This is a genomic window from Dyella tabacisoli (assembly GCF_003350925.1).
GTDB classification, from domain to species: domain Bacteria; phylum Pseudomonadota; class Gammaproteobacteria; order Xanthomonadales; family Rhodanobacteraceae; genus Dyella_C; species Dyella_C tabacisoli.
In genome coordinates this window covers 49,494-70,622 of the sequence record NZ_KZ857177.1, presented here as the reverse complement: position 1 = coordinate 70,622, position 21,129 = coordinate 49,494, and the positions used below count along the sequence as shown (strand labels likewise).

Below are 21,129 nucleotides of genomic sequence, written 5' to 3'. Positions count from 1 at the left end.
TTCACGTTCCCCGTTCCCCATCCCCCGTTCCCCGCCTCCCCCCATGTCATATCGCTGTCAAAGCACAACCCCAATATGACCAGCCGATAACCATCCCCTCCGCTACTATCAGCCGGTCGCTTCGAGCCCGGCCTGCTGGCTGCGGCAAACGGGTAGCATGGCCCCCTCGACGGGATCTTCCCCCCGCCAGCCAAGGATGCAGGACTGCGTGACGATGTCCAATAGCGAAAACCGGGAAAGCCCTTCCCTTGAGGAGTTGGGCAGCGCTAGCGAAAGCGTCGTGGCAACTCTTGCCGCGCTTGCGCCCGACCTCAACGACAGCAGTCTGTATATCCATCGCGAGCTGTCGCAACTGCAATTCAATATCCGCGTATTGGAGCAGGCGCTGGACGAAGACAAGCCGCTACTGGAGCGGCTGAAGTTTCTGCTGATCTTCTCCAACAACATGGACGAATTCTTCGAGATCCGCGTCGCCGGGCTGAAAAGCCAGATCGCCTTCGATCACGAAATCGTCGGCCCCGACGGTATCCCGCCCAAGCGCGCACTGGTGGAGATCAGCGAGATCGCGCATCGGCAGATCGAACGGCAGTACAGCATACTCAACGAACACATTTTGCCCGCGCTGGACCGCCAAGGCATCCGCATCGTTCGCCGCGATGCCTGGTCGCACAAGCAAACCTTATGGGTACGCCGCTACTTTCGCCACGAAGTCGCACCGCTGGTGACGCCGATCGGCCTGGATACCACTCACCCGTTTCCCCTGCTGGTCAATAAAAGCCTCAACTTCATCGTGCAACTGGAAGGTATCGATGCCTTCGGCCGCGATTCGGGCCTGGCGATTGTGCCGGCACCGCGCGTACTGCCACGACTGATCCGGCTGCCCGACGATGTTTGCGAGGGCGGCGATAACTTCGTGCTGCTGTCTTCGATCATTCATGCCCACGCCGATGAATTGTTCCCCGGCATGGCGGTGCAAGGCTGTTACCAGTTTCGACTGACCCGCAACGCCGACCTGACGATCGACCCGGAAGATGTCGAAGATCTCGCCCGCGCGCTGCGCGGCGAACTGTACTCGCGCCGCTTCGGCGATGCCGTGCGGCTGGAGGTGGCCGACAACTGTCCGAAAGACCTCACCGATTATCTACTCAAGCAGTTCGGCCTTACCTCGGCTGAAATGTATGAGGTGAATGGCCCGGTCAATCTGGCTCGTTTGTTTGGCCTGTCCAGCAAAACCGAACGGGCGCAACTGCACTACCCGCCGTTCACCCCTTCGATTCCCAAGGTATTGAAGAAAGCCGAAGACTTGTTTCAAGTGATCGCCAAGCAAGATGTCTTGCTGCTGCATCCTTACGAGTCGTTCGCGCCGGTGGTCGATCTACTGCGCCAGGCGGCAAAAGATCCCAATGTATTGGCGATCAAGCAGACCTTGTACCGCAGCGGCGCCAACTCCGAGATCGTCGATGCGCTGGTCGATGCCGCGCGCGCGGGCAAGGAGGTTACCGTCGTCGTCGAATTGCGCGCACGTTTCGACGAAGAGTCCAACCTCACGCTGGCTTCGCGCCTGCAACAAGCCGGCGCCGTGGTGATCTATGGTGTGGTCGGGGTGAAAACCCATGCCAAGCTGATGCTGATTCAACGCCGCGAAGGCCCCGAGCTGGTGCGCTACGCTCACCTCGGCACCGGTAACTACCACACCGGCAATGCGCGGCTGTATACCGATTACAGCTTGCTCACCTCAGACCGTGCCCTGTGCGAAGACGTGCACAAGCTGTTTAGCCAGCTCACCGGCATGGGCAAAGTGCTGCGCATGAAGAAACTACTGCATGCGCCGTTCACCCTGAAAAAAGCCTTGCTGGAGCTGATTGGACGGGAAACCGCGCATGCCACGGCAGGTCGCGCCGCGCATATTATCGCCAAGGTCAATGCGCTGACCGATCCCAAAGTGATCCGCGCGCTGTACAAAGCCAGCATGGCCGGGGTGAAGATCGAGCTGATCGTGCGCGGCACCTGCTGCCTGCGTCCCGGCGTGCCTGGTATCTCGCAGAACATCCGCGTGCGCTCTATCGTCGGTCGCTTTCTAGAACACAGCCGCGTGTTCTGGTTCGCCAACGACGGCGATGAGCAGATCTATCTGGCGAGTGCCGACCTGATGGAGCGCAACCTCGACTATCGCGTCGAAACCGGCTTCCCGATCGAAGGCAAAAAGCTGCGGCAGCGGTTGAAGAAAGAGCTGGAGCTTTATCTTTCCGACAATACCAATGCGTGGCTGCTGCAAGCCGATGGCCTGTATCAGCGGCCACATGCCGGTACCAATCAAACTCCGCGCAATGTACAGGCTCAGTTGCTGGACAAGCTTTGCGGAGCAGGCGCGGTTACCGGGGCGTAAGCTGCCTGTGATCGAGGGCATCGCCCTGTGCGCGAAAGGTGACGCAGCGATCACGCCGCAGCACCTTCCAAGCACAGGGTGTGCCTATGCCGACAAATCTCAGCCCTGGTGAAACCGTTTCACCCAGGCCACATAGCGGTCGACGAAGCCCTGCAAAAACTTCTGCGTGCCCTCATTGGCGATATGACCCTCGGCATCGATCAGGTCGTCTTTGAAGTGAATGAACACCTCGGGCTGAGCGAGCAACGGCACATCGAGATAGGCCAGTACATTGCGCAAATGCTGCTGCGACAGTGCCGTGCCGGCGGTACCCACCGAGGTGCCGATGACGGCGCCTGGCTTGCCGGCAAAAGAATTGGTGCCCCAAGGCCGCGAAGCGATATCGATGGCATTTTTCAGCACACCGGGAATCGAGCGGTTGTATTCGGGCGTCACGAACAACAGCGCATCGGCAGTTGCCACCTGCTGCTTCACTCGCGTCCCTTCGAGCGGATAGTCGCCATCGAAATCCTGGTTGTACAGCGGCAGGTCATCGATGCGCACATGCTCAAACGAAAACTCCTTCGGCGCCAAACGCGCTACCGCCAATGCCAGTCGGCGATTGATCGACTCTTTGCGCAAACTGCCAACGCATACCGCTACTCGAATATTGCCCACGTACTTGCTCCTATCAGTTTTGTTGTCTCTTATCGCAACAGCATCTGGCTGCTGTTTACAGTGCCCGATGGGTATACCTCGTCAGGCCAGCTTCAATGCCGCCGCGATGACATCGGCCTCGCCCGGCAACACCAACAACGCAGCGCCGGCGAGCGGCGTGTAAGTATCGACGCCCACCACGCGATGGAGCGGCGTAGCGCCGCAGCCGCCTTCGACGATGGCGGTGATGACACCCTCGCCCACACCCGCACTATGCCGGCCTTCATCCAGCACAATGATGCGTTTAGCCGTCTGCGCTTGCGCAGCGATAAAGGCATCGTTAAGTGGCGCCAGCCAGCGCAGATCGACGACGCGAATCTGCCAACCCCGCTTAGCTTCAATCTCACGCGCAGCACGCAGCGCCATCGGCACGCCATTGCCAAAGGTGAAGATCACCAGATCGTTAGCGCTTTCGTTATAGACCCTGCCTTCACCCAGGGTCATGGCCTGCCCCGGCGCCGGATAGTCGAACTGCCACTGGCCGTCGCCGGCTTCGTACAGATCCTTGGTCATGTACAGCGCAATCGGCTCCAGGAAAGCACAGACACGACCATCGACCTTGGCCAGCGCCGCCAGCGTACGCAGCATGTTCGCCGCATCGTCGCCACGACTGGGGCAGCCGACCACCAGCCCCGGTATGTCGCGTAACGCGGCGATCGAGTTGTCGTTGTGGAAATGCCCGCCGAAGCCTTTCTGGTAACCCAGCGAAGCTACGCGCATGAGCATTGGGTTACGGTACTGATCGTTGGAGAAAAACTGCAAACTGCAGGCTTCGCCACGAATCTGGTCGCAAGCATTGTGGAAATAAGCCAGATACTGAATTTCAGGCATCGGCAACAAGCCCATATTGGCGTAGCCCTGGGCCAGGCCGAGAATCATCGTCTCGTCCAACAAGGTATTGAACACGCGGCCGTTCTTGAACGCCTTGTGCAAGCCCTTGGTCACCGTATATACACCGCCCTTCTGCGCCACATCTTCGCCAAACAACAGCGACTCGGGATACTTCGCCATGATGTCGTGCAAAGCCTGGCCGATTTGAATCGCCAGATGGCGCGGCGGCTGTTTCTCGGGCAGCTTGTCGTCACCGCCAAAGACCGCCAGACGCTTATCGCTGTAGTCGCTGCGCTCTGCCTCTGCTTTCACCGCCGCTGGCGTGTAGGGCGCCAGTGGCTTCATCACGTCGCTCAGCTCGGTCAGCCGTGGCCGGCGATCGGCATCCTCAGCCGCAGCGAAACAGCGCTTGCGCGTGCTCTCGTACAAGCCCAGCAAGGCATCCTTGCTGTACAGACCCGATTCAAGCGCAATCGCCGCCGAGCGCAACAGCGGGTCACCCGCCTCCACCGCCACCAGCTCTTCGATACTGCGCCATTCGATCTCGAAATCGGTACCGGCATGGCCCATTACGCGCGTCGTTTTCAAATGCAGAAAGGTCGGCCTGCGCGTATGCCGGCAATGCTCGACTGCGCGCTGCACCTGTGCGTAACCCTCGGCCAGGTCCAGGCCATCGGCGAAGAAATAATCGAGATCGGCACGCCGTTGGAAGTTATTTGCAATCCAGCCGCTGGGTGTCTTCACCGAGATGCCGATGCCGTTATCTTCGCAAACGAACAACACCGGCGCGGGCAGCTTTTGGTAAGCCGTCCAGCCGGCCGCGTTGAACGCTGTCTGTGCCGTGGCATGGTTGCTCGACGCATCGCCAAAAGTGCAAATGGCGATAGAGTCATCCGGCACCGGCAATGGATGGCCGATGCGGCGCGCCTGCTCGATGGCAATCGCCGTGCCTAGGGCTTTGGGCAAATGCGAAGCAATCGTCGAGGTTTGCGGCAATACCCATAACGGTTTGCTGCCCCATACCTTGTGTCGGCCGCCGGATGCCGGGTCATCCTTGCTGGCAGCAAACGACAGCGCCGAATCCATGACCGGATCCATCCCCGGCAGCTTGCGAAAACGCTCGGCCATAAAGCCGCCGGACCGATAGTGCAAGAAGGCGGGATCGGTGTGGCGAGTCAAGCGCGCCACCATCGCATTGCCTTCGTGACCGGACGAGCCGATCGTGTAGAACACCTTGTTCTGCACCCGCAGTACGCGAGCCATCAGATCCAGATGACGCGAAATAAGCTGCGATTCCAGCAAGTCGCGAAAACCGCGTGCATCGAGCGCACTACCCGGCAATACGGCTTGCTCATCGCTTGGAGCGGCAGGTGCGTGGCCCTGCCACAACTGCACGAACTCGATGAAATTCTGATCGACGATCTCGGCGCGGTTAAAGCCTTTGTGGCGAGCGGCGATAGGGGCTGGGGTGGACATGAGGGGTATCCAACAGGTTTCGGTAAGGGCGCACCTTGATGCGCGATAGTTTTATCGGAGCAAATCAGTGGCGGTGTTGATCGGTTTGCGGAGCGACGCCGCTCGCAGCAATGCCGCGCGCTCTTTATCTTTCGGACGTCCAAAACTTTCTAGTAAACGAATTTGCTCAGGCACGGACGGAATCGGCACGGCGACACCGGCGCAAGTCACCGTATGAATCTCATCGACCTGCACGCGCTGCCAGCCATCGGCGGCAAATAACTCCAGACCGCCCATCACTTCCACCGGCATGCCGCTTACGCGAAAGCGCGCGAAGCGAGAGCGGAAACGTTCCGTGCCGCCGGGCCGATAAGCCGTATCCAGTTGGGTCTGCCAATAGTCGATCAGCCGCTCGGCGTCATGCACGCTGGTCAGTACATCCAGATCGGCCACCAGCACATCGGCACCGGCCAGCCAAGCCGCCGCGCTGCCGATCAAGGTCCATGGATCGCGGCAATGCCCATGCAAGACCGGCACCGCCATGGCGAGTACCTCGTGCATAGCATCGCGACTGTGCTCTCTCATGTCATGCGCGCTGACGTTGCCGCCATTGCTCGCGGGTCTGACCCCAGATTTCTATCGGGGTCTGCTCATATGGCGCCGGTAGTTTGCCTGGCCCGCGCAAGCTTGAGCCGAGCCGCTTCGCCAGCACCTGCGAGGCATGATTGTCAGGATGGATCGAATGAATGACATCGGCCCAGCCCAGATGATCGAAAGCCCAGTCCATCGCTGCCGCCGCTCCCTCGTGGGCGTAGCCCTTGCCTGCAGCGGAACGTGTCAGCGCCCAACCCACTTCAGAGCCGGGCCAGCCATCGGGCTGCCATGGACCGAGCCGACCGATCCATTGGCCGCTGGCTTTTTCGATCACTGAAAACATCGAGTAGCCCTGGATCATCCAGGCGCCAGCCAAGGTCAGAAAACCGCGCCATGCCACCGCGCGCAACTGCTGCCCGCCGATAAAGCGCGCGGATTCCGCATCGGCCATGTTTGCGGCATAGGCCTCGAAATCCTCCGCCTGCGGCGGCCGTAGAATCAGCCGGTCCGTTTCAATACGAAGGTGCTGCCAATCCATATCTGCCTCTACAGCGAGCCGCTATCGCCCTGTCGTGCAGAGCGATAGCGCGAATGTCAGAACACGATCTGTGCAGACGCTTTTAGAAAGCGCTCTTAGAAAGCATTGATGCCGGTCAACTCGCGACCGACCACCAACTGATGCACTGTTTCGGTGCCCTCGTAGGTAATCACCGATTCCAGATTCAGCGCGTGACGAATCGCCGAGTGCTCGGTGGTGATGCCGGCACCGCCGAGAATGTCGCGGCATTCGCGCGCGATATCGATCGCCATGCGGCAGTTATTCCACTTGGCCAGTGAAACCTGGGTCGGCTGCATCTTGCCGGCATCCTTCAAACGCCCGAGCTGCAATGACAGTAGCTGTGCCATCGTGATGCGCCGGGCCATTTCGGCCAATTTGAGCTGAATCGCCTGATTGGCCGCCAGTGGGCGCGCGAACAGAATGCGATCCTGAGTGTAATCGAGCACTTCTTTCAAGCAGGCCTGCGCCGCACCGATCGGCCCCCAGGTAATGCCGTAACGAGCCTGGGTAAGACAACCCAACGGCCCCTTCAGACCTTTGACGTTGGGCAAGCGCGCACTATCGGGCACGCGCACATTGTCGAAGAACAGCGCCGACGTTACCGAAGCGCGCAGGCTCATTTTTTTGTGTACTTCTTGCGCGGCAAAACCTTTGGTATCGGTGGGCACGACAAAGCCCTGGATACCGTCATCGGTTTGCGCCCACACGATGGCGATGTGCGCAAGATTGCCATTGGTAATCCACATCTTGGCGCCGTTGATGACCCAGTCGCCGCCGTCTTTCTTGGCATGGGTTTTCATATTGGCCGGATCGGAACCGCCATGCGGTTCGGTCAAACCAAAGCAGCCGATAACCTCACCGGCCGCCATTTTCGGCAGATATTGCTTGCGCTGCTCTTCGCTGCCATAGGCATAAATCGGATACATGCACAGTGAGCTTTGCACCGAGGCGAAGCTGCGCAGGCCCGAATCGCCGCGCTCCAACTCTTGGCAAATCAAGCCGTAGCTGACGCCGTTCATGCCGGCGCAGCCGTATTCCTCGGGCAGCGTCGCACCAAGCAAACCCAGGTTGGCGATCTCTGAAACCAGCTCGCTCGGGAAGCGCCCTTGATCGAAACAGTCGCCGATGATCGGCAGTACCTTCTCGTCGACGAAGCGGGCCACGGTGTCTTGCACCATGCGCTCTTCATCGGTGAGCAGGGATCGGACGTCGTACAGGTCGAGCGGGTCAAGACGGACAGCCATGCTAACTCCGGCGAGGGACAGGGAAAACCCGCCGATTGTAGCCGTGCGGCATGGCGTGGTCACGGCACCGTGCAACACATTGTGACTCGGGCTTTGGCGAGTAGCCTCGCCCCCCTCAAGAGCATGATTGGCACTGCGCCGGCACTGCGAAGAAATGCCGGCTGCCCCGACAGATCAGCGCCACTTCAATCGCTGATTCTCGCCACGGCCACGAATGTTAAATGCACATTCACGTCAACTTGACGACTTTTTTGCTATAGCCAGAAAGTCGAGCTGATTTCGACATTCGACACATAGAGGCTGATGCGGGGGGCTGCGGACCGGAGGATTTACCCATGGTCTTGATCGAGTTACTCATTGTCGTCGCAGGTATTTGCATCGTTGTTTTAGTGGTGATTGCCATCCTGGCAAACCCCAACGGCCCGGCGGTAGCCGGACCATGCCGATTGGTTACCCGATCGATACGCAAGGATTACTGCAGCGGAACCTGTCCTCCAGGCTCTACTTGCGTCGTTACGCGGACGAAGCCGTGGGCATTGGGCATCGGCGGGGCGACCCAAGCTGCCACATGCGCATGTGGCCTGGCTGTTCCGGGCGGCGCTGGAGTGGGTCCGGGTGGCGCGGGCGGAGGAGTAAACCCGCCTCCCGTGGGCGGCGGCACCGCTGGCACGGATGGCATTGCGCCCGTCACTGGCGACACGCATCACTAGAAGGCTTTAAATATGCGCCTGCGGGGACGATAGCGTCCCCCGCAAGGCTACGGCTATAGCCGATCGGGGCAGCGATAGGCATTCGAGCAATGCCATGGGACGATAGCGGCCCATCCACTCAAAGCCCCCTCGACACCGCCATCATGGTTGGCAGGGAGCGATATCTCCTCGCCGCGGAAATTCCATGATTAAAGGTGTATTCCTGGGCTTCGCCTGCTACGCGGCCTATGCCATCAGCGATGCCTTCGTGAAGTCGCTGCACGGTACGCTGCCGGCGTATGAGGCCGTATTTTTCGGCGCCCTGCTTGGGCTCACAGCCCTGCCCTTTATCCGCAAGCCCGGCGACCGCTGGCGTGAGGTTCTGCAGGCACGTAGACCCAAACTGTGGTGGACGCGCGCGATCACCGGTGCAATCTGCAATATCGCGGCGGTGATCGCGTTCACCGCATTGCCGATGGCCGAAGCCTTTGCGTTGATCTTTCTGCTGCCGATCTTCGTGACTATTCTTTCTGTGCTGTTTCTCAAGGAACACGTCGGCTGGCGTCGATGGACAGCCGTCATCGCCGGCTTTATCGGCGTACTGGTCGTTCTGCGTCCGGGTTTTCGCGCGCTTGGCGCAGGGCATATCGCGGCAATGGTCTGCGGCCTTTCCGGCGCCGGCTCGGTGGTCGCCCTGCGCATGGCCGGAGCGCACGAAAAACGCATCAGCCTGTATGGCGCCGGGGTCATTGGCCCGCTGGTAACCGGTGGTGTGCTGATGCTGCCGGCCTTTATCTGGCCCAATCTGCATCAATGGTGGTTGCTTGCCGGCTATGGCCTGCTGGCCGGCCTGGCCGGTGTGCTGCTGATGCTGGCTACCCAGATTGCCCCCGCCAACCGCGTCGCCCCGACCCAGTACAGCCAGATGCTATGGGCCATCAGCTTCGGTTATTGGCTATTCGGCGATCATCTCGACTGGCCGATGCTGATCGGCATCGCGCTGATTCTCGCTGCCGGGCTGTTTACCTTGGTACGCGAAGAACAGGTCACTCGTTGGTGGCGGCGCACACCCATCGTCTAGAAACTCACAGGCGTTTTCCGCCGGAATCAATCCCCTTTGTTACTCACCCCATGCGGCACATGCCCGGTCGCCACATGCTGACGCGCCGACTCCACGTTCGCCGGTGAATCGTCGAAAAAAATGTCCGCACCGAAGGCGTCGAGAAACGGCCCTTTGTCGCGACCGCCGAGAAACAGCGCCTCGTCGATACGCACGCCCCAGCGCCGCAAAGTCAAAATCACCCGCTTATGCGCCGGTGCCGAGCGCGCGGTGACCAACGCAGTGCGGATCGGCGAGTTCTCGGCCGGAAACGCCGCTTGCAGATGATGCAACGCAGTGAGAAAAGCGCGAAATGGCCCTACCGATAACGGCTCTTCCGCACGCTCGGTTTCGCTGCGATGAAAAGCCGCCAACCCTTCTTCGCGCGATACCCGCTCACCTTCGTCGCCGAAAATCACCGCATCGCCGTCAAAAGCGATACGCAGTTGTTCACTGGCGCGCGGTGGCGCGGTGGACGGCAAGATGGTTGCCGCGGCGACGCCGGCGACGAGCGCACGACCGACATCCTCGGCATTGGCAGAGAGGAACAAATCCGCCTTGAAGGGGGCGATGTAATCCGAGGTCGGCGCACCGCTGGTGAAAGCGGCACGGCTGATCTCAAGACCGTAATGCTGGATGGCATTGAAGATGCGCAAGCCCGTATCGCCCGAATTGCGCGATAGCAGAATCACTTCTACCGGCGGCAGATCGCCAGCGAGCTTGTTCAAGCCAAGCAGCTTCTGCACCAACGGAAACGCCACGCCTGGCTTGAGAATTTCGTCCTCGTGTTCAATCTGAAAAGCACGATAGGCATCGAGCCCGTCGCGCTCGAACAGCTCGTGGCTATCGCCCAGATCGAACAATGCACGCGATGAGATCGCCACCACCAGGCGTTTATCACTGGCGGCATGGGGATCGTTTGCGTCGTAGGTCGCGTCGCGCTCAGTCATCCGTGGCGCGGGCAACTAGAGAAAGGCAAACAGGCATGGAGATGGCGGTCTTCATTGGAGTGTTCAGCAAAACATGTGACCTTGGCATCCTAGCATCGAGCAGACGTCAGCTAGAGAACGAATTGCTCGTCCAGAATACGTTGCTCCAGATTGTGCTCGGGATCGAACAACAAGCGTATGCCCTGATCGTCAGCCTGATAGATCTCAACCAGGCTTACATCGCGCACTTCGTGAAAATCGGCGGTGGCACTGACCGGGCGTTTGCCTGGGTCGAGCACCCGCAAGCTGACCTGGGTGCGATGCGGTAGGATGGCGCCACGCCAACGCCGCGGCCGAAATGGGCTGATCGGCGTCAACGCCAGCACGTTGGCATCCAGCGGCAAGATCGGTCCATGCGCGGAAAGGTTATATGCCGTAGAGCCGGCCGGGGTGGACACCAGAATACCGTCGCAAACCAGCGACTCCAGCTTCACCTTATCGTTGAGGCGTACTTCGATATGCGCAGCCTGGTTGCTTTGCCGCAGCAGCGATACTTCGTTGAAAGCCAAGGCGAGGTGCACTTCACCGCGAGCATCAGTCACGCGCATTTGCAACGGATGCAATACGGCGGCATGGGCAAGCTCGATCCGCTCGGGCAAATCATCGAGTCGATGCTTGTTCAACAAAAAACCGACCCGGCCCAGTTTCATACCATAAACCGGCACGTTCAACGCGCGATACGCATGTAGCGTACGCAACATGAAACCATCGCCTCCCAGCGCCACGATGACCTCGGCCTGATCTGCGGGCACCGCGCCATAACGATCCACGAGCTTGCGCAGCGCCTGCTGGGCAACGGCGGTCTCGCTGGCGACGAAAGTGAAACGCATGGGCATGCGCCGATGGTAACTAGCTGCCAGCAAAACAGCGAGTACCCCAAGCAGCCTGCCGTCACGAAGTCATCGCGCTGCGCATGGCATACAGACAGAGCCTGTCTACAGGCTCCACACCCGCTACGAGCTGCCCAGCTCATATAAAACTCGGCACCCACAAGCCATGCGCTGTGGAAGGCGGCTCTGGCGACGACTGCAAGCTTGATTGTTTTGTCACTCACTCTTGGGAAAACACATGACTGCAAATACAAGCTGGAAACGCTTATTCGTCACCCTCGCGCTGACCTCATGCATCGTCACGGGCATCGCCCAGGCACAGAACGACCCACCTGCCGACGCCCGTGCGGATGCCCGCGTCGATGCCACGGGCTGGCCGCTCGGCCTCAACCCGCAGATTGCCCCCGATACCGCGGCACTGATCGTCACGGAAGATCACCCGATGGGCTCGCAGATCCGTTTGCACGAAGGCAATAGGCAACAAATGCTGTTTAGTGCGCCAGCTATCGCCGCAGCCACTGGCTCGGTGGCGGGCATGGACGTGAGCGGCTGGCAGGGTAATGTCAATTGGAGTGGCGCATGGGGCAATGGCGCCCGCTTTGCCTACGTCAAGGCGACCGAAAGCACCAACTACACCAACCCCTATTTCGCCCAGCAGTACAACGGGTCGTACAACGTGGGGATGATTCGCGGGGCATATCACTTCGCACACCCGAACGTTTCCAGCGGCGCCACCCAGGCCAACTATTTCGTCAACAACGGCGGTGGCTGGTCACGCGACGGCAAGACCTTGCCGGGTGCGCTGGATATCGAATACAACCCCAACGGCTCGACCTGCTATGGCCTTAGCCAAAGCGGAATGGCCGCATGGATCGCCTCGTTCAGCAATCAATACTACGCGCGAACAGGACGCTGGCCAGTCATCTATACAAGCACTAGCTGGTGGTCGCAGTGCGTAGGCACTGCCGGCAATTTCAGTAACAACAGCCCGCTATGGGTAGCCCGTTACGCCGGCAGTGCCGGCACGCTCCCTTATGCATGGGGCTACTACACCATCTGGCAATACTCCGACACAGGTACGTTCCCCGGCGATCAGAATGTGTTCAATGGCGCATATGACCGGCTGCAAGCACTGTCCAACGGCTAGAGCTTAAGGACAGGGAACGGGGAACGGGGAACGGAAGAGCATCGCGACCTTGATGCTTTTGTTCCCCATTCCCTATTCCCCGTTCCCCATCTCTCAGACCGGCACTTGAGCTAGCTGAGCCAGGCGACGGACCGCGACCGAGGCGATCGGGTAGTCCGCGTTCTGGGTGAGGATCTCGGCCAGCATGCCGCGGGTGTATTTGAGCGTGGGGTCATCGCGCTCCAGCCATAGCTGCACCGGCGAGATGTCCTTGCGGTCACCGGCCATGGTCAGCACTTGCAGGGCCAAGGCGCGATGCTGATGGGTCAGCTCATCAAGCAAGGAGCCGCGTGCCTGTGCATGCCAATGGCCTTCCACCGGCAAGGCCTCGACCTGATCGCGCAACCATTCCAGATCCAGCGCCTCGCCCAACTGGTAGAACACACCAGCCACCTTGTCCACCGGCTGCCCGCTTTGCTGTGCCACTTCGACGATGTCCAGCATCGCGCGCATCACCGGCAGACGCGCCAGGTGCAACGCCAGATCGGCCGGCAGGCCGAGGCCTTCCCACTTTTCCTGACTGGTAGCGAAGTCGGCCTTACCGGTCTCGGTAAGCACGCCAGGCAAGGCCGCGCTCAATGCGCTCACGCCCGTGTGGTAGCGCTCGACGTTGGCGGCGATGTCCAGCGCGTTGCCAGGACGGTTGAGCAGCCAGCGCGTCAAATGGCGTAGCAACGACCAGATCTGCAGCACGGCATCGACCTGGGTATCTTCGGCCACCTTGCTGTCGAGCGCTTCGATCTGCGCCCATAGTTCACGCGCGCCAAGAATCTCGCGAGCAGCGGTATAGGCCTTGGCGATGGCCGCCGGCCCCTGCCCGGTGTCTTCCTGCATGCGCATCATGAAGGTGGCGCCCATGCGGTTGATCGTCGAGTTGGTCACCGCGGTAGCGATGATTTCGCGCTTCAGGCGATGGCGCTGCATGTGCGCGGCGTACTTGTCGTGCAGCGGCGCCGGGAAGTAGCGCACCAACTCCTTGGACAGGTACGGATCTTCCGGCACGTCCGAATCCACCAGTTGCTGGAACAAGCGGATCTTGTCGTAAGACAGCAGTACCGACAGCTCCGGCCGCGTCATGCCCAGGCCGCGCGTTTTGCGCTCGGTCAACTCGGCTTCGCTAGGCAGGTTTTCCACCTGGCGATCGAGCAAGCCCTCACCCTCGAGAATGCGAATGAAGTGCGCCATCGAACCCAGGCGACGCACCGACTGGTGCTCCATCAAGGTAATCGCTTGATTCTGGCGGTAGTTGTCCAGCAGCACCAAGCCGCCGACTTCGTCCGTCATCGCAGCCAGTTGCTGGTTGCGCGCATCGACAGTCAGCTCGTTACGCTGCACGGCGTCGTCGAGCAGGATCTTGATGTTGACCTCGTGATCGGAGGTATCCACGCCAGCCGAATTGTCGATGAAGTCGGTATTGAGCAGCACGCCATGCTGGGCGGCTTCGATACGGCCCTTCTGAGTCATGCCCAGGTTGCCACCCTCACCGACCGTTTTGCAGCGCAGCTCGATGCCGTTGACGCGCAATGCGTTATTCGCGCGATCACCCACATCAGCGTGCGATTCACTGCTGGCCTTGACGTAAGTACCAATGCCACCGTTCCACAACAGATCCACTGGCGCCTTGAGAATGGCGCTAAGCAGATCGGTCGGCGCCAGTTGCGTCACCTCGGGTTTGAGGCCCAATGCGAGGCGTATTTCCGGCGAAATCGGAATCGACTTGAGCGAGCGCGGATACACGCCACCACCCGCCGAAATCAGCGACTTGTCGTAATCGTCCCAACTCGAACGCGGCAGCTTGAACATACGCGCACGCTCTTCGAACGAGCGCGCCGCGTCGGGATTCGGGTCAAGAAAAATATGCCGATGATCGAACGCGGCAAGCAGGCGAATATGCTTGGACAGCAGCATGCCGTTACCGAACACGTCACCGGACATGTCGCCCACGCCGACGCAGGTGAAATCCTGCGTCTGACTGTCGCGGCCCAACGCGCGGAAATGGCGTTTGACCGACTCCCAGGCGCCGCGCGCCGTAATCGCCATGCCCTTGTGGTCGTAGCCGTTGGAGCCACCGGAGGCGAACGCGTCGCCCAGCCAGAAACCATGCTCGATGGAGATCGCATTGGCGATATCCGAGAAGGTGGCGGTGCCCTTGTCGGCCGCGACCACCAGGTACGGGTCATCGGCATCGTGGCGCACCACGTCATGCGGCGCTGCCAGCTTGCCATCGACCAGGTTATCGGTGATGTCGAGCAGGCCGCTGATGAACATGCGATAGCAGGCAATACCTTCGGCTAGCTGCGCGTCGCGGTCGCCCGTTGTCGGCGGACGCTTGACGACGAAGCCGCCTTTGGAGCCCACCGGCACGATCACCGTGTTTTTCACCATCTGCGCCTTCACCAGGCCCAGTACTTCGGTGCGGAAATCTTCGCGACGATCGGACCAGCGCAGGCCACCGCGCGCCACCGCGCCGAAGCGCAGATGGATGCCTTCCACACGCGGCGCGCAGACGAAAATTTCGCGGTACGGCACCGGCTTGGGCAGGTCGGGCACTTGATGCGAGTCGAACTTGAAGCTGATGTAGTCGCGGTATGCACCATTCCACTGCTGGAAGAAACTGGTACGCAAGGTGCCGCGAATCAATGCGCGGAAACTGCGCAGAATGCGATCTTCGTCGAGGCTGGAAACCGTCTCCAGTACCGCGTCGATGGCATCTTCCAACACCGCGATCTGTTCGCTGCGCGGCTTGGCCAGCGCCGCGACCATGCCGTCGATCAACCCTGGCTGCGCGGTACGTACCGCTTCGGGAATCAGCGTTTGCATCTCGCTCGCGAGCAAGCGGCCGGCGCGAGCCAACTCATCGGCAGAGAGCTGTTCGCGGCGCGGATCAAACTTGGCCAGGAACATTTCAACCAGCAACCCGGCGATGGCCGGATAACGGTTGAGTACTTCTTCCATATAGCTCTGCGAGAAGGTCACGCCGGTCTGCAGCAGGTATTTGCAGTAACCGCGCAACATCGCCACTTGACGCCAGTTCAACTTGGCGCCGAGCACCAGTCGATTGAAGCCGTCGCTTTCGGCCTGGCCGCGCCAGATCTGCTCGAAGGTTTCTTCAAACAGCGAGCCGACCTGCTCCACACTAAAGGCGAGATTGCCGACCGGCTGTACTTCGAAATCCTGGATATACAACGGCGCCCCGGTGCCGCGGACATCGTGGATATATTCGGTGACCACGCGCAGGCCGAGGTTCTCCAACTGCGGCAGCACCTCGAACAGCGCCAGATCGCCGCCGCTGCGGTAAATCTTGAAGCGCAACGCCTCAGGGCGCTCTGCCGGGTGATAGAAAGACATCCGCATCGCGTCGGCGCCCTTCAACAGCGACAGTTGATACACATCTTCTGCAGCGGTCGTCGGCGATACCTCATCGACATAACCCGGCGGCAACGCCTTGCCATAGCGATTAGCCAACACCACGCCATCGTGATCGCCACGCGTCTTCACCAAGGCATCGCGCAAGTCGTCATGCCAGTTGCGCGCAATCGCGGCAACTTGCTGCTCCAATGCCTGAGCATCGAACTCGACGTAATCATTCACCTTGGGACGCAACACCACATACAAGCGTGCCAGGGCGGTCTCGCCCATCAAGACCTCGGAGTCGACGTGTTCGGCATGCAAGGTATCGCGCAGATGGTTGACGATGCGTTCGCGCACGGTCGTGTTCAAGCGTTCGCGCGGCACAAACACGATGCAGGCAAAGAAACGGCCATAGCGGCCACGACGCACGAACAACCGGGTACGCGCACGCTGGCGCAGTTCCAGAATGCCGGTAGCGACCGCCTCCAGCTCATCTTCACTGCTCTGGAACAGCTCATCGCGCGGCAGCGACTCCAGAATATGGCGCAGCGATTTGCCCGAGTACGAATCACGCTTCAAGCCCGAGCGGTCCAGTACCGTTTCGACCTTTTTCCGCACCATCGGCACATCTTGCGGACGTGCCATATAGGCATTGGAGGAGAACAGACCAAGGAAGCGCTGCTCGCCCACCGGCCGGCCGGCGGCGTCGAATTTCAGCACGCCGACGTAATCCATATAGCCCGGACGGTGAACCACCGAACGCGCATTGGTCTTGGTCAGAATGATCGCGTCTTCGGCGCCCGACTGCGGCAATTCGTTGGCAATCAGGCTACGCAGCGAGCGCGGCGCCAGCGAACGCTCGCCCTTCTGCAGAATGCCCTGTCCCGAGGCTTCGTTGGCGCACAGCACTTGTTCGCCGTCGGCATCGGTGACTTCGTATTCGCGATAACCAAGGAACGTAAAATTGTCGTCCGCCAGCCAGCGCAGAAATTCGCTGGCTTCATGCACGGAGGCCTGATCCAGCGGCAGCTTGCGCTGCGGCAGCTCGTTGGCAATGGCCAAGGCCTTTTCGCGCATGTTCGGCCATGCATTCACCGACATGCGCACATCGTCCAGCGCAAACTCCAACTGCGCCTTCAACTGCGCCTGCTCGGCGTCGCCGGCTACGCGGTCAAGCTCGAAATGCATCACCGACTCTGGCGCGCCGGCCTCATCGCCCAGGCGCTGTAATTTCCCCGCTGCATCGCGAGTGACCTTCATCACCGGGTGGATCACCGCGTGAATCTGCCGTTGAGCCGCCACGATCATCGTCACGGTATCGACCAGGAACGGCATGTCGTCGGTGATGACCTGAATCAGGCTATGGCCGGCATGCCCGGTCTCGGGGTTGACCACGCGCACCGAGGCGCGGCCCGGCTGGCGCTGCTGCATGAAATCAAGCAGGCCGGCGACCAGTGCCGCCCATTCAGCCGTGGTATGCAAATTGACGTCGCTGCGAGGGATCCGCGCGAAGAAAGCGTTGATAAAAATTTGCGCCTCTTCAAGGCGCATGGACGAAAAACCGGTTTTCTTCAGTTCTTCAAAAACGACTATCTGGAATGAGCCGTCATTGGCCGCACGAATCGCGTTCATGGCATCTACTGGTCAGTGGAAACGGAAGTGACACACAAAGCTCCAGAAGGATACGCCGAGCGTGCAGGCTAATCCACAGCTAGGAACCCCTCCATTTGGCAATCAGCATGTATTGATACAGGCCTTCACCACGACCGCGAAAGGCTGACCATCCACGTATTGCGACTGGATCGAGTGCCGAGGGGATAACCGAATGCATAGGGGTTTCCGGCAGCGCCACGAGCAGTGATCCAGCTCACTTGGAGATCGCAACCGCTCAAGGATGTGCCGATACCCGCGCGTATGTCGAATCGATAATGACTGGTGTCGTCGTGCGCCGGCCCATGACCGTTGCGCCGCAGCATGCCCACATGTCCGAACAGATACAGATGATCGGACAACGTCCGCGTACTACCCAGCTCGGCATAGACCATAGGTGTTCCCGAGCCGAAGTAGTCATGCGTGTAATACAGCCTGCCGCTGAGGTGCTCGGACGCAAGCCCGATATAAATCTCCGGGTAGGCATAGTGCTCGTGACCGCTGAAGCGCGTGTACTGCGAGCCCAGCTCCCAACTGAGACCGGGGCTGATACGCCGCGCGAAGCCCATATATACCAGCCCTTGCGCGCCTGAGCGCCCACCCTGCTCCAACCTCACGCTGGACGCGAACGCCCCGGCATACCAACCATCGGCATGATCGTAGGCGATGGCCACTTGCACTGCCGGCCGGCCATCACTGAGGGAAACCCCGCGAAAACGATCATCGGAAACCAGCGTAACGCTGCCCGAGACCTGGGCGTGGGCCTCAGCGATCGACAGCAAAATCAATAGGGCGACCGCAGCTCGCAGCACGGAAAGCTCTCATCGGCGCGGCCCCAAAGTGGTAGTGCCGCAGCCGCAGGCGCAACGCCCGCCGGCGTTCGCCATGGCTGCGCACGCGTCGATCGTCGCGGGCCGCTGCGGCGCCAAGCCTAGCGCAGTTGCCGATGTCAGTGCGGCGCGCAATTGCACAGGATGAATACCCGGCGACAGCTCACGCAGCAAAGCCACCAGGCCGCTGACTTGCGCAGCGGCAAATGAAGATCCCGTGACGAAACCGAAGCTTGCGCCAGGCATGGTGGTGGGGATGTCCTGCGCGGGAGCACGCAGCACACCAGTAAGGCGGCTATCGGCGCCCTCCCCCGCCACCGCCAGCACACCGGGATAGGTCGCGGGGAACCCACCCTCTGAGGTCTCATCCCATGCGCCGACCACCGTCACCTCGTGCGCCAGCGCGACATCCAGCAGGCGCTCCAGCAAACGATCGCGCGGGCCGGACAGGCTGAGGTTGAATATCTGCGCCTGGCTTTGCAGGGCGAACTGCAGCGCCTTGGCCAGGGTAAAACTGCTGCATACGGCAGCGGGGTCGGCCGGCGCCGGCTGCCAGCAAGCACGCAGTGCCAGCAGGCGCGCATCGGGCGCAATCCCGGCGATACCGATGCCATTACCTTCACGTGCCGCGATGATGCCGGCCACTTCGGTGCCATGAGCCTCGGCCTTGTAGTCACCGTCATCGACGAAATTGCGGGTGAGTGCGATCTGCCCTTGCAGGTCGGGATGAGTGACCTCCACCCCACTGTCCAGTTCGGCGATCACCACATGCTTGCCCGTCGTGAAGGTATGCAGCTCGCTCAAGTGCCAGCGTGCAGCCGCGGGCTGCAACGGGTACAGCGGATCGGACCGGCCCAGTACATGAAACAAATGCATCGGCTGCGCCGATTCCACCCGTGGGTCAGCCGCCAGCGCCTGGGCCAGTTGTGCAATGGACGCCTCACTTCCAGCCTGCATAACGAAGCAGTCCACATTCAGCGCAGGCATCGGCCAATCGCTCAGCAAAACCAGACCATGCTCGTGAGCAAGCTGCCGCGCGATCCGTCGACGTGCCGCCCGATCGGGCGCCGCCAGATAGTTACCGGCATAATCCGCCGCCGGACGAAAATGGACCGGCCCAACGCGCAGCATGACCAGTATCTGCGCCTGCTCCAGCGTCCTATCCGATGGCATGGCGGATGGCATGGTCGACCGCCGTGGCGCAGCCGCTGCGCAGGCGGTCAGCCCCAGGCATAGTACAAGCAACAGTGCCGGCCAGCGCATGGTCAACGCTCGCTGCCGGAACTCAGGTTTTCCACCAAGGTGACGCCTGGTGCCGCGCGCAAAGCCTCGCGCACGTTCGCCACGCCTGCTGTCGGCACGCTGAGTACATAGGCCCCGGTAGCGGTCGGCCCATCCACAATACGCGCGTTGCCGGCACGCAACAGGCTACGCATCTGCGCCTCGCTGACGTGCGGATCGAAAACCACGACCAGATGCGTGCTTTGCGGCTGGGCGGCACCAAGTGTGCGGTAGACGGCAACTGGTGGGTTGCGCTGAATCAGCATGACTCCAAGCATCAGGATGACCGAAGCCTGCACGGCGACTGCCCAACGCCACCACGACCGCCGCCGCCCCCATCCATGCGTGCCTGTCTTGCTTACCGCAGCGCGCCGGCCAACGCGTTCCTCCTCGACCCGGCGACGCATACGCTGCCATGCCTGCGTGGCATCCGCGTCGGTGTCGGCCTCGGCGTCATGCGCCGATTGCAGCGTGCGCTGCCACTCGGCCTCGCGTCGGCATTGAGCGCATTCGGCGAGGTGCTGCTCGACCAGCGCACGCTCGTTGTCTTGCAGCGTTCCGTTGACCAGCCAAGGCAGTAGCCGCTCCACCTCGACATGCACGGACCCTTCGAATCGCAGCACTCGCCCACTCATATCGCCTCCTTCCGCGCCGCCAGCAGTGTTTTGAGCTTGCGTCGCGCATAAAACATTCGCGTTTTCACCGTATCCACCGGACAGTCCATGATCTCGGCGATTTCGCGGCACGCGTAACCCTGGTAATAAGTCAGCTCGATCACCGCGCGGTGTTCCGCCGACAACCTGCCAAGCGCATCGACCAGATACTTGCGCAATTCGTATTGCTGCAACTCGACGTCCGGCCCCGGCGCAAGGGCGCTGGCGTTATCGCTGTAATCGAACTCCACCACGTCGTCGAAACGCTTGAGTGCCTTCAAGGTCTGGCGATAGGCAATCGCAAAGATCCAGGTGGAAACTTTCGCGGTGTGGTTATACGTGTAGGCCTTGCGCCATACCACCAGCATGGTGTCGTCCAGCACCTCTTCGATCAGTGCCGGCTGCCGTGTCATGCCTTCGATAAATCGCTTGAGCCGCGGGCGATATATCCGGTAAAGCGTTTCAAAGGCATCCATTTCCTCAGCGGCCACCCGCCCCAGCAGGGCAGCCTCGTCCAGCGCGGGCGTGCCGTGCCCGCTCATGAACGTATCGCTTTGCATGACGGCATGGGTGTTCCCTTAGAGCGTATTCAAGCTCTTCGCGTAGGAACGCAACAATCCTCGTTGCCAGTCAATACCCGGTTCGATGACTTCGGTTCAATGATGCGCGCAATCAAGCTTTGCCGACACCGTGGGAATGCACAGAACCAGCGCAGAGGACGTTATCGCCGCGCCTTGTCTTGGGATATGGACACCTGTCGCTCGATGAACCGAATCGTGTCCTCGTCGGCTCTTACATCCGCCGCA

The 21,129-nt window shown here is 60.7% G+C and carries 15 protein-coding genes; 3 read left to right on the top strand and 12 right to left on the bottom strand.

Translation table 11 applies throughout. The features are described 5' to 3' along the window. The first annotated feature begins 214 nt into the window (after nt 1-214). Complete coding sequence (gene ppk1, locus DVJ77_RS12170; protein WP_114845798.1) at nt 215-2,386, top strand: polyphosphate kinase 1; 2,172 nt, start codon at nt 215-217, stop codon at nt 2,384-2,386. Between the two features lie 99 nt (nt 2,387-2,485). Here the strand turns inward: ppk1 and DVJ77_RS12165 are convergent, their stop codons facing one another. From DVJ77_RS12165 to DVJ77_RS12145, 5 genes are all read right to left on the bottom strand, one after another. Further along, on the bottom strand, nt 2,486-3,043 hold the full coding sequence (locus DVJ77_RS12165; protein WP_114845797.1) for an NADPH-dependent FMN reductase: 558 nt from the start codon (nt 3,041-3,043) through the stop codon (nt 2,486-2,488). Nucleotides 3,044-3,124: 81 nt separating this feature from the next. Next, on the bottom strand, nt 3,125-5,389 hold the full coding sequence (locus DVJ77_RS12160) for a thiamine pyrophosphate-dependent enzyme (protein ID WP_114845796.1): 2,265 nt from the start codon (nt 5,387-5,389) through the stop codon (nt 3,125-3,127). Between the two features lie 51 nt (nt 5,390-5,440). Then, nucleotides 5,441-5,953, bottom strand: coding sequence for a nucleotidyltransferase family protein (locus DVJ77_RS12155; RefSeq protein WP_114845795.1), 513 nt, complete (start codon nt 5,951-5,953; stop codon nt 5,441-5,443). 1 nt (nt 5,954) lies between these two features. After that, nucleotides 5,955-6,500 carry a GNAT family N-acetyltransferase gene (locus DVJ77_RS12150; protein WP_114845794.1) on the bottom strand — a complete coding sequence of 182 codons (546 nt, stop codon included), beginning with the start codon at nt 6,498-6,500 and terminating at the stop codon, nt 5,955-5,957. A gap of 95 nt (nt 6,501-6,595) precedes the next feature. Further along, a complete protein-coding gene (locus tag DVJ77_RS12145) occupies nt 6,596-7,765 on the bottom strand; it encodes an acyl-CoA dehydrogenase family protein (RefSeq protein WP_114845793.1) in 1,170 nt (389 codons plus the stop codon). 894 nt (nt 7,766-8,659) lie between these two features. On the opposite strand from DVJ77_RS12145, the gene DVJ77_RS12140 reads away from it, so the two are divergent. Beyond that, nucleotides 8,660-9,535 carry a DMT family transporter gene (locus tag DVJ77_RS12140; RefSeq protein WP_114845792.1) on the top strand — a complete coding sequence of 292 codons (876 nt, stop codon included), beginning with the start codon at nt 8,660-8,662 and terminating at the stop codon, nt 9,533-9,535. A 26-nt stretch (nt 9,536-9,561) separates the two neighbouring features. On the opposite strand, the gene DVJ77_RS12135 is transcribed toward DVJ77_RS12140, so the two are convergent. Together DVJ77_RS12135 and DVJ77_RS12130 are read right to left on the bottom strand one after the other, a co-directional pair. Next, the gene (locus tag DVJ77_RS12135) at nt 9,562-10,503 is read right to left on the bottom strand and encodes a 5'-nucleotidase (protein ID WP_114845791.1); all 942 of its coding nucleotides are present in this window, start codon (nt 10,501-10,503) and stop codon (nt 9,562-9,564) included. Nucleotides 10,504-10,613: 110 nt separating this feature from the next. Further along, a complete protein-coding gene (locus DVJ77_RS12130; protein ID WP_225427973.1) occupies nt 10,614-11,372 on the bottom strand; it encodes an NAD kinase in 759 nt (252 codons plus the stop codon). A gap of 238 nt (nt 11,373-11,610) precedes the next feature. On the opposite strand from DVJ77_RS12130, the gene DVJ77_RS12125 reads away from it, so the two are divergent. Continuing rightward, complete coding sequence (locus tag DVJ77_RS12125; protein ID WP_225427972.1) at nt 11,611-12,519, top strand: lysozyme; 909 nt, start codon at nt 11,611-11,613, stop codon at nt 12,517-12,519. A 93-nt stretch (nt 12,520-12,612) separates the two neighbouring features. Here DVJ77_RS12125 and DVJ77_RS12120 read toward each other — a convergent pair whose 3' ends face one another. The 5 genes from DVJ77_RS12120 to DVJ77_RS12100 all read right to left on the bottom strand — a co-directional run bounded on the left by DVJ77_RS12120 (nt 12,613) and on the right by DVJ77_RS12100 (nt 20,865). Continuing rightward, nucleotides 12,613-17,541 (bottom strand): NAD-glutamate dehydrogenase, encoded by a 4,929-nt coding sequence (locus tag DVJ77_RS12120; protein WP_114845789.1) that lies wholly within the window; start codon nt 17,539-17,541, stop codon nt 12,613-12,615. 125 nt (nt 17,542-17,666) lie between these two features. After that, complete coding sequence (locus DVJ77_RS12115) at nt 17,667-18,371, bottom strand: TorF family putative porin (protein ID WP_114845788.1); 705 nt, start codon at nt 18,369-18,371, stop codon at nt 17,667-17,669. Between the two features lie 9 nt (nt 18,372-18,380). Next, complete coding sequence (locus DVJ77_RS12110; protein ID WP_162791472.1) at nt 18,381-19,574, bottom strand: S8 family peptidase; 1,194 nt, start codon at nt 19,572-19,574, stop codon at nt 18,381-18,383. Nucleotides 19,575-19,654: 80 nt separating this feature from the next. Further along, entirely contained in the window at nt 19,655-20,305 is a 651-nt protein-coding gene (locus tag DVJ77_RS12105; protein WP_114845786.1) for a zf-HC2 domain-containing protein, read from the bottom strand. After that, on the bottom strand, nt 20,302-20,865 hold the full coding sequence (locus DVJ77_RS12100) for an RNA polymerase sigma factor (RefSeq protein WP_114846090.1): 564 nt from the start codon (nt 20,863-20,865) through the stop codon (nt 20,302-20,304). Before DVJ77_RS12100 ends, DVJ77_RS12105 begins: the two co-directional genes overlap by 4 nt. Nucleotides 20,866-21,129: the final 264 nt, after the last annotated feature.

Excerpts from the sequence above, each read along its gene's own strand:
- DVJ77_RS12160 (WP_114845796.1), bottom strand. The coding sequence starts at position 5,389 with ATGTCCACCCCAGCCCCTATCGCCGCTCGCCACAAAGGCTTTAACCGC.
- DVJ77_RS12105 (WP_114845786.1), bottom strand. The coding sequence starts at position 20,305 with ATGAGTGGGCGAGTGCTGCGATTCGAAGGGTCCGTGCATGTCGAGGTG.
- DVJ77_RS12125 (WP_225427972.1), top strand. The coding sequence starts at position 11,611 with ATGACTGCAAATACAAGCTGGAAACGCTTATTCGTCACCCTCGCGCTG.
- DVJ77_RS12145 (WP_114845793.1), bottom strand. The coding sequence starts at position 7,765 with ATGGCTGTCCGTCTTGACCCGCTCGACCTGTACGACGTCCGATCCCTG.
- DVJ77_RS12100 (WP_114846090.1), bottom strand. The coding sequence starts at position 20,865 with ATGAGCGGGCACGGCACGCCCGCGCTGGACGAGGCTGCCCTGCTGGGG.
- DVJ77_RS12130 (WP_225427973.1), bottom strand. The coding sequence starts at position 11,372 with ATGCGTTTCACTTTCGTCGCCAGCGAGACCGCCGTTGCCCAGCAGGCG.
- DVJ77_RS12110 (WP_162791472.1), bottom strand. The coding sequence starts at position 19,574 with ATGCCATCCGCCATGCCATCGGATAGGACGCTGGAGCAGGCGCAGATA.
- ppk1 (WP_114845798.1), top strand. The coding sequence starts at position 215 with ATGTCCAATAGCGAAAACCGGGAAAGCCCTTCCCTTGAGGAGTTGGGC.
- DVJ77_RS12135 (WP_114845791.1), bottom strand. The coding sequence starts at position 10,503 with ATGACTGAGCGCGACGCGACCTACGACGCAAACGATCCCCATGCCGCC.
- DVJ77_RS12120 (WP_114845789.1), bottom strand. The coding sequence starts at position 17,541 with ATGAACGCGATTCGTGCGGCCAATGACGGCTCATTCCAGATAGTCGTT.
- DVJ77_RS12150 (WP_114845794.1), bottom strand. The coding sequence starts at position 6,500 with ATGGATTGGCAGCACCTTCGTATTGAAACGGACCGGCTGATTCTACGG.
- DVJ77_RS12140 (WP_114845792.1), top strand. The coding sequence starts at position 8,660 with ATGATTAAAGGTGTATTCCTGGGCTTCGCCTGCTACGCGGCCTATGCC.
- DVJ77_RS12155 (WP_114845795.1), bottom strand. The coding sequence starts at position 5,953 with ATGAGAGAGCACAGTCGCGATGCTATGCACGAGGTACTCGCCATGGCG.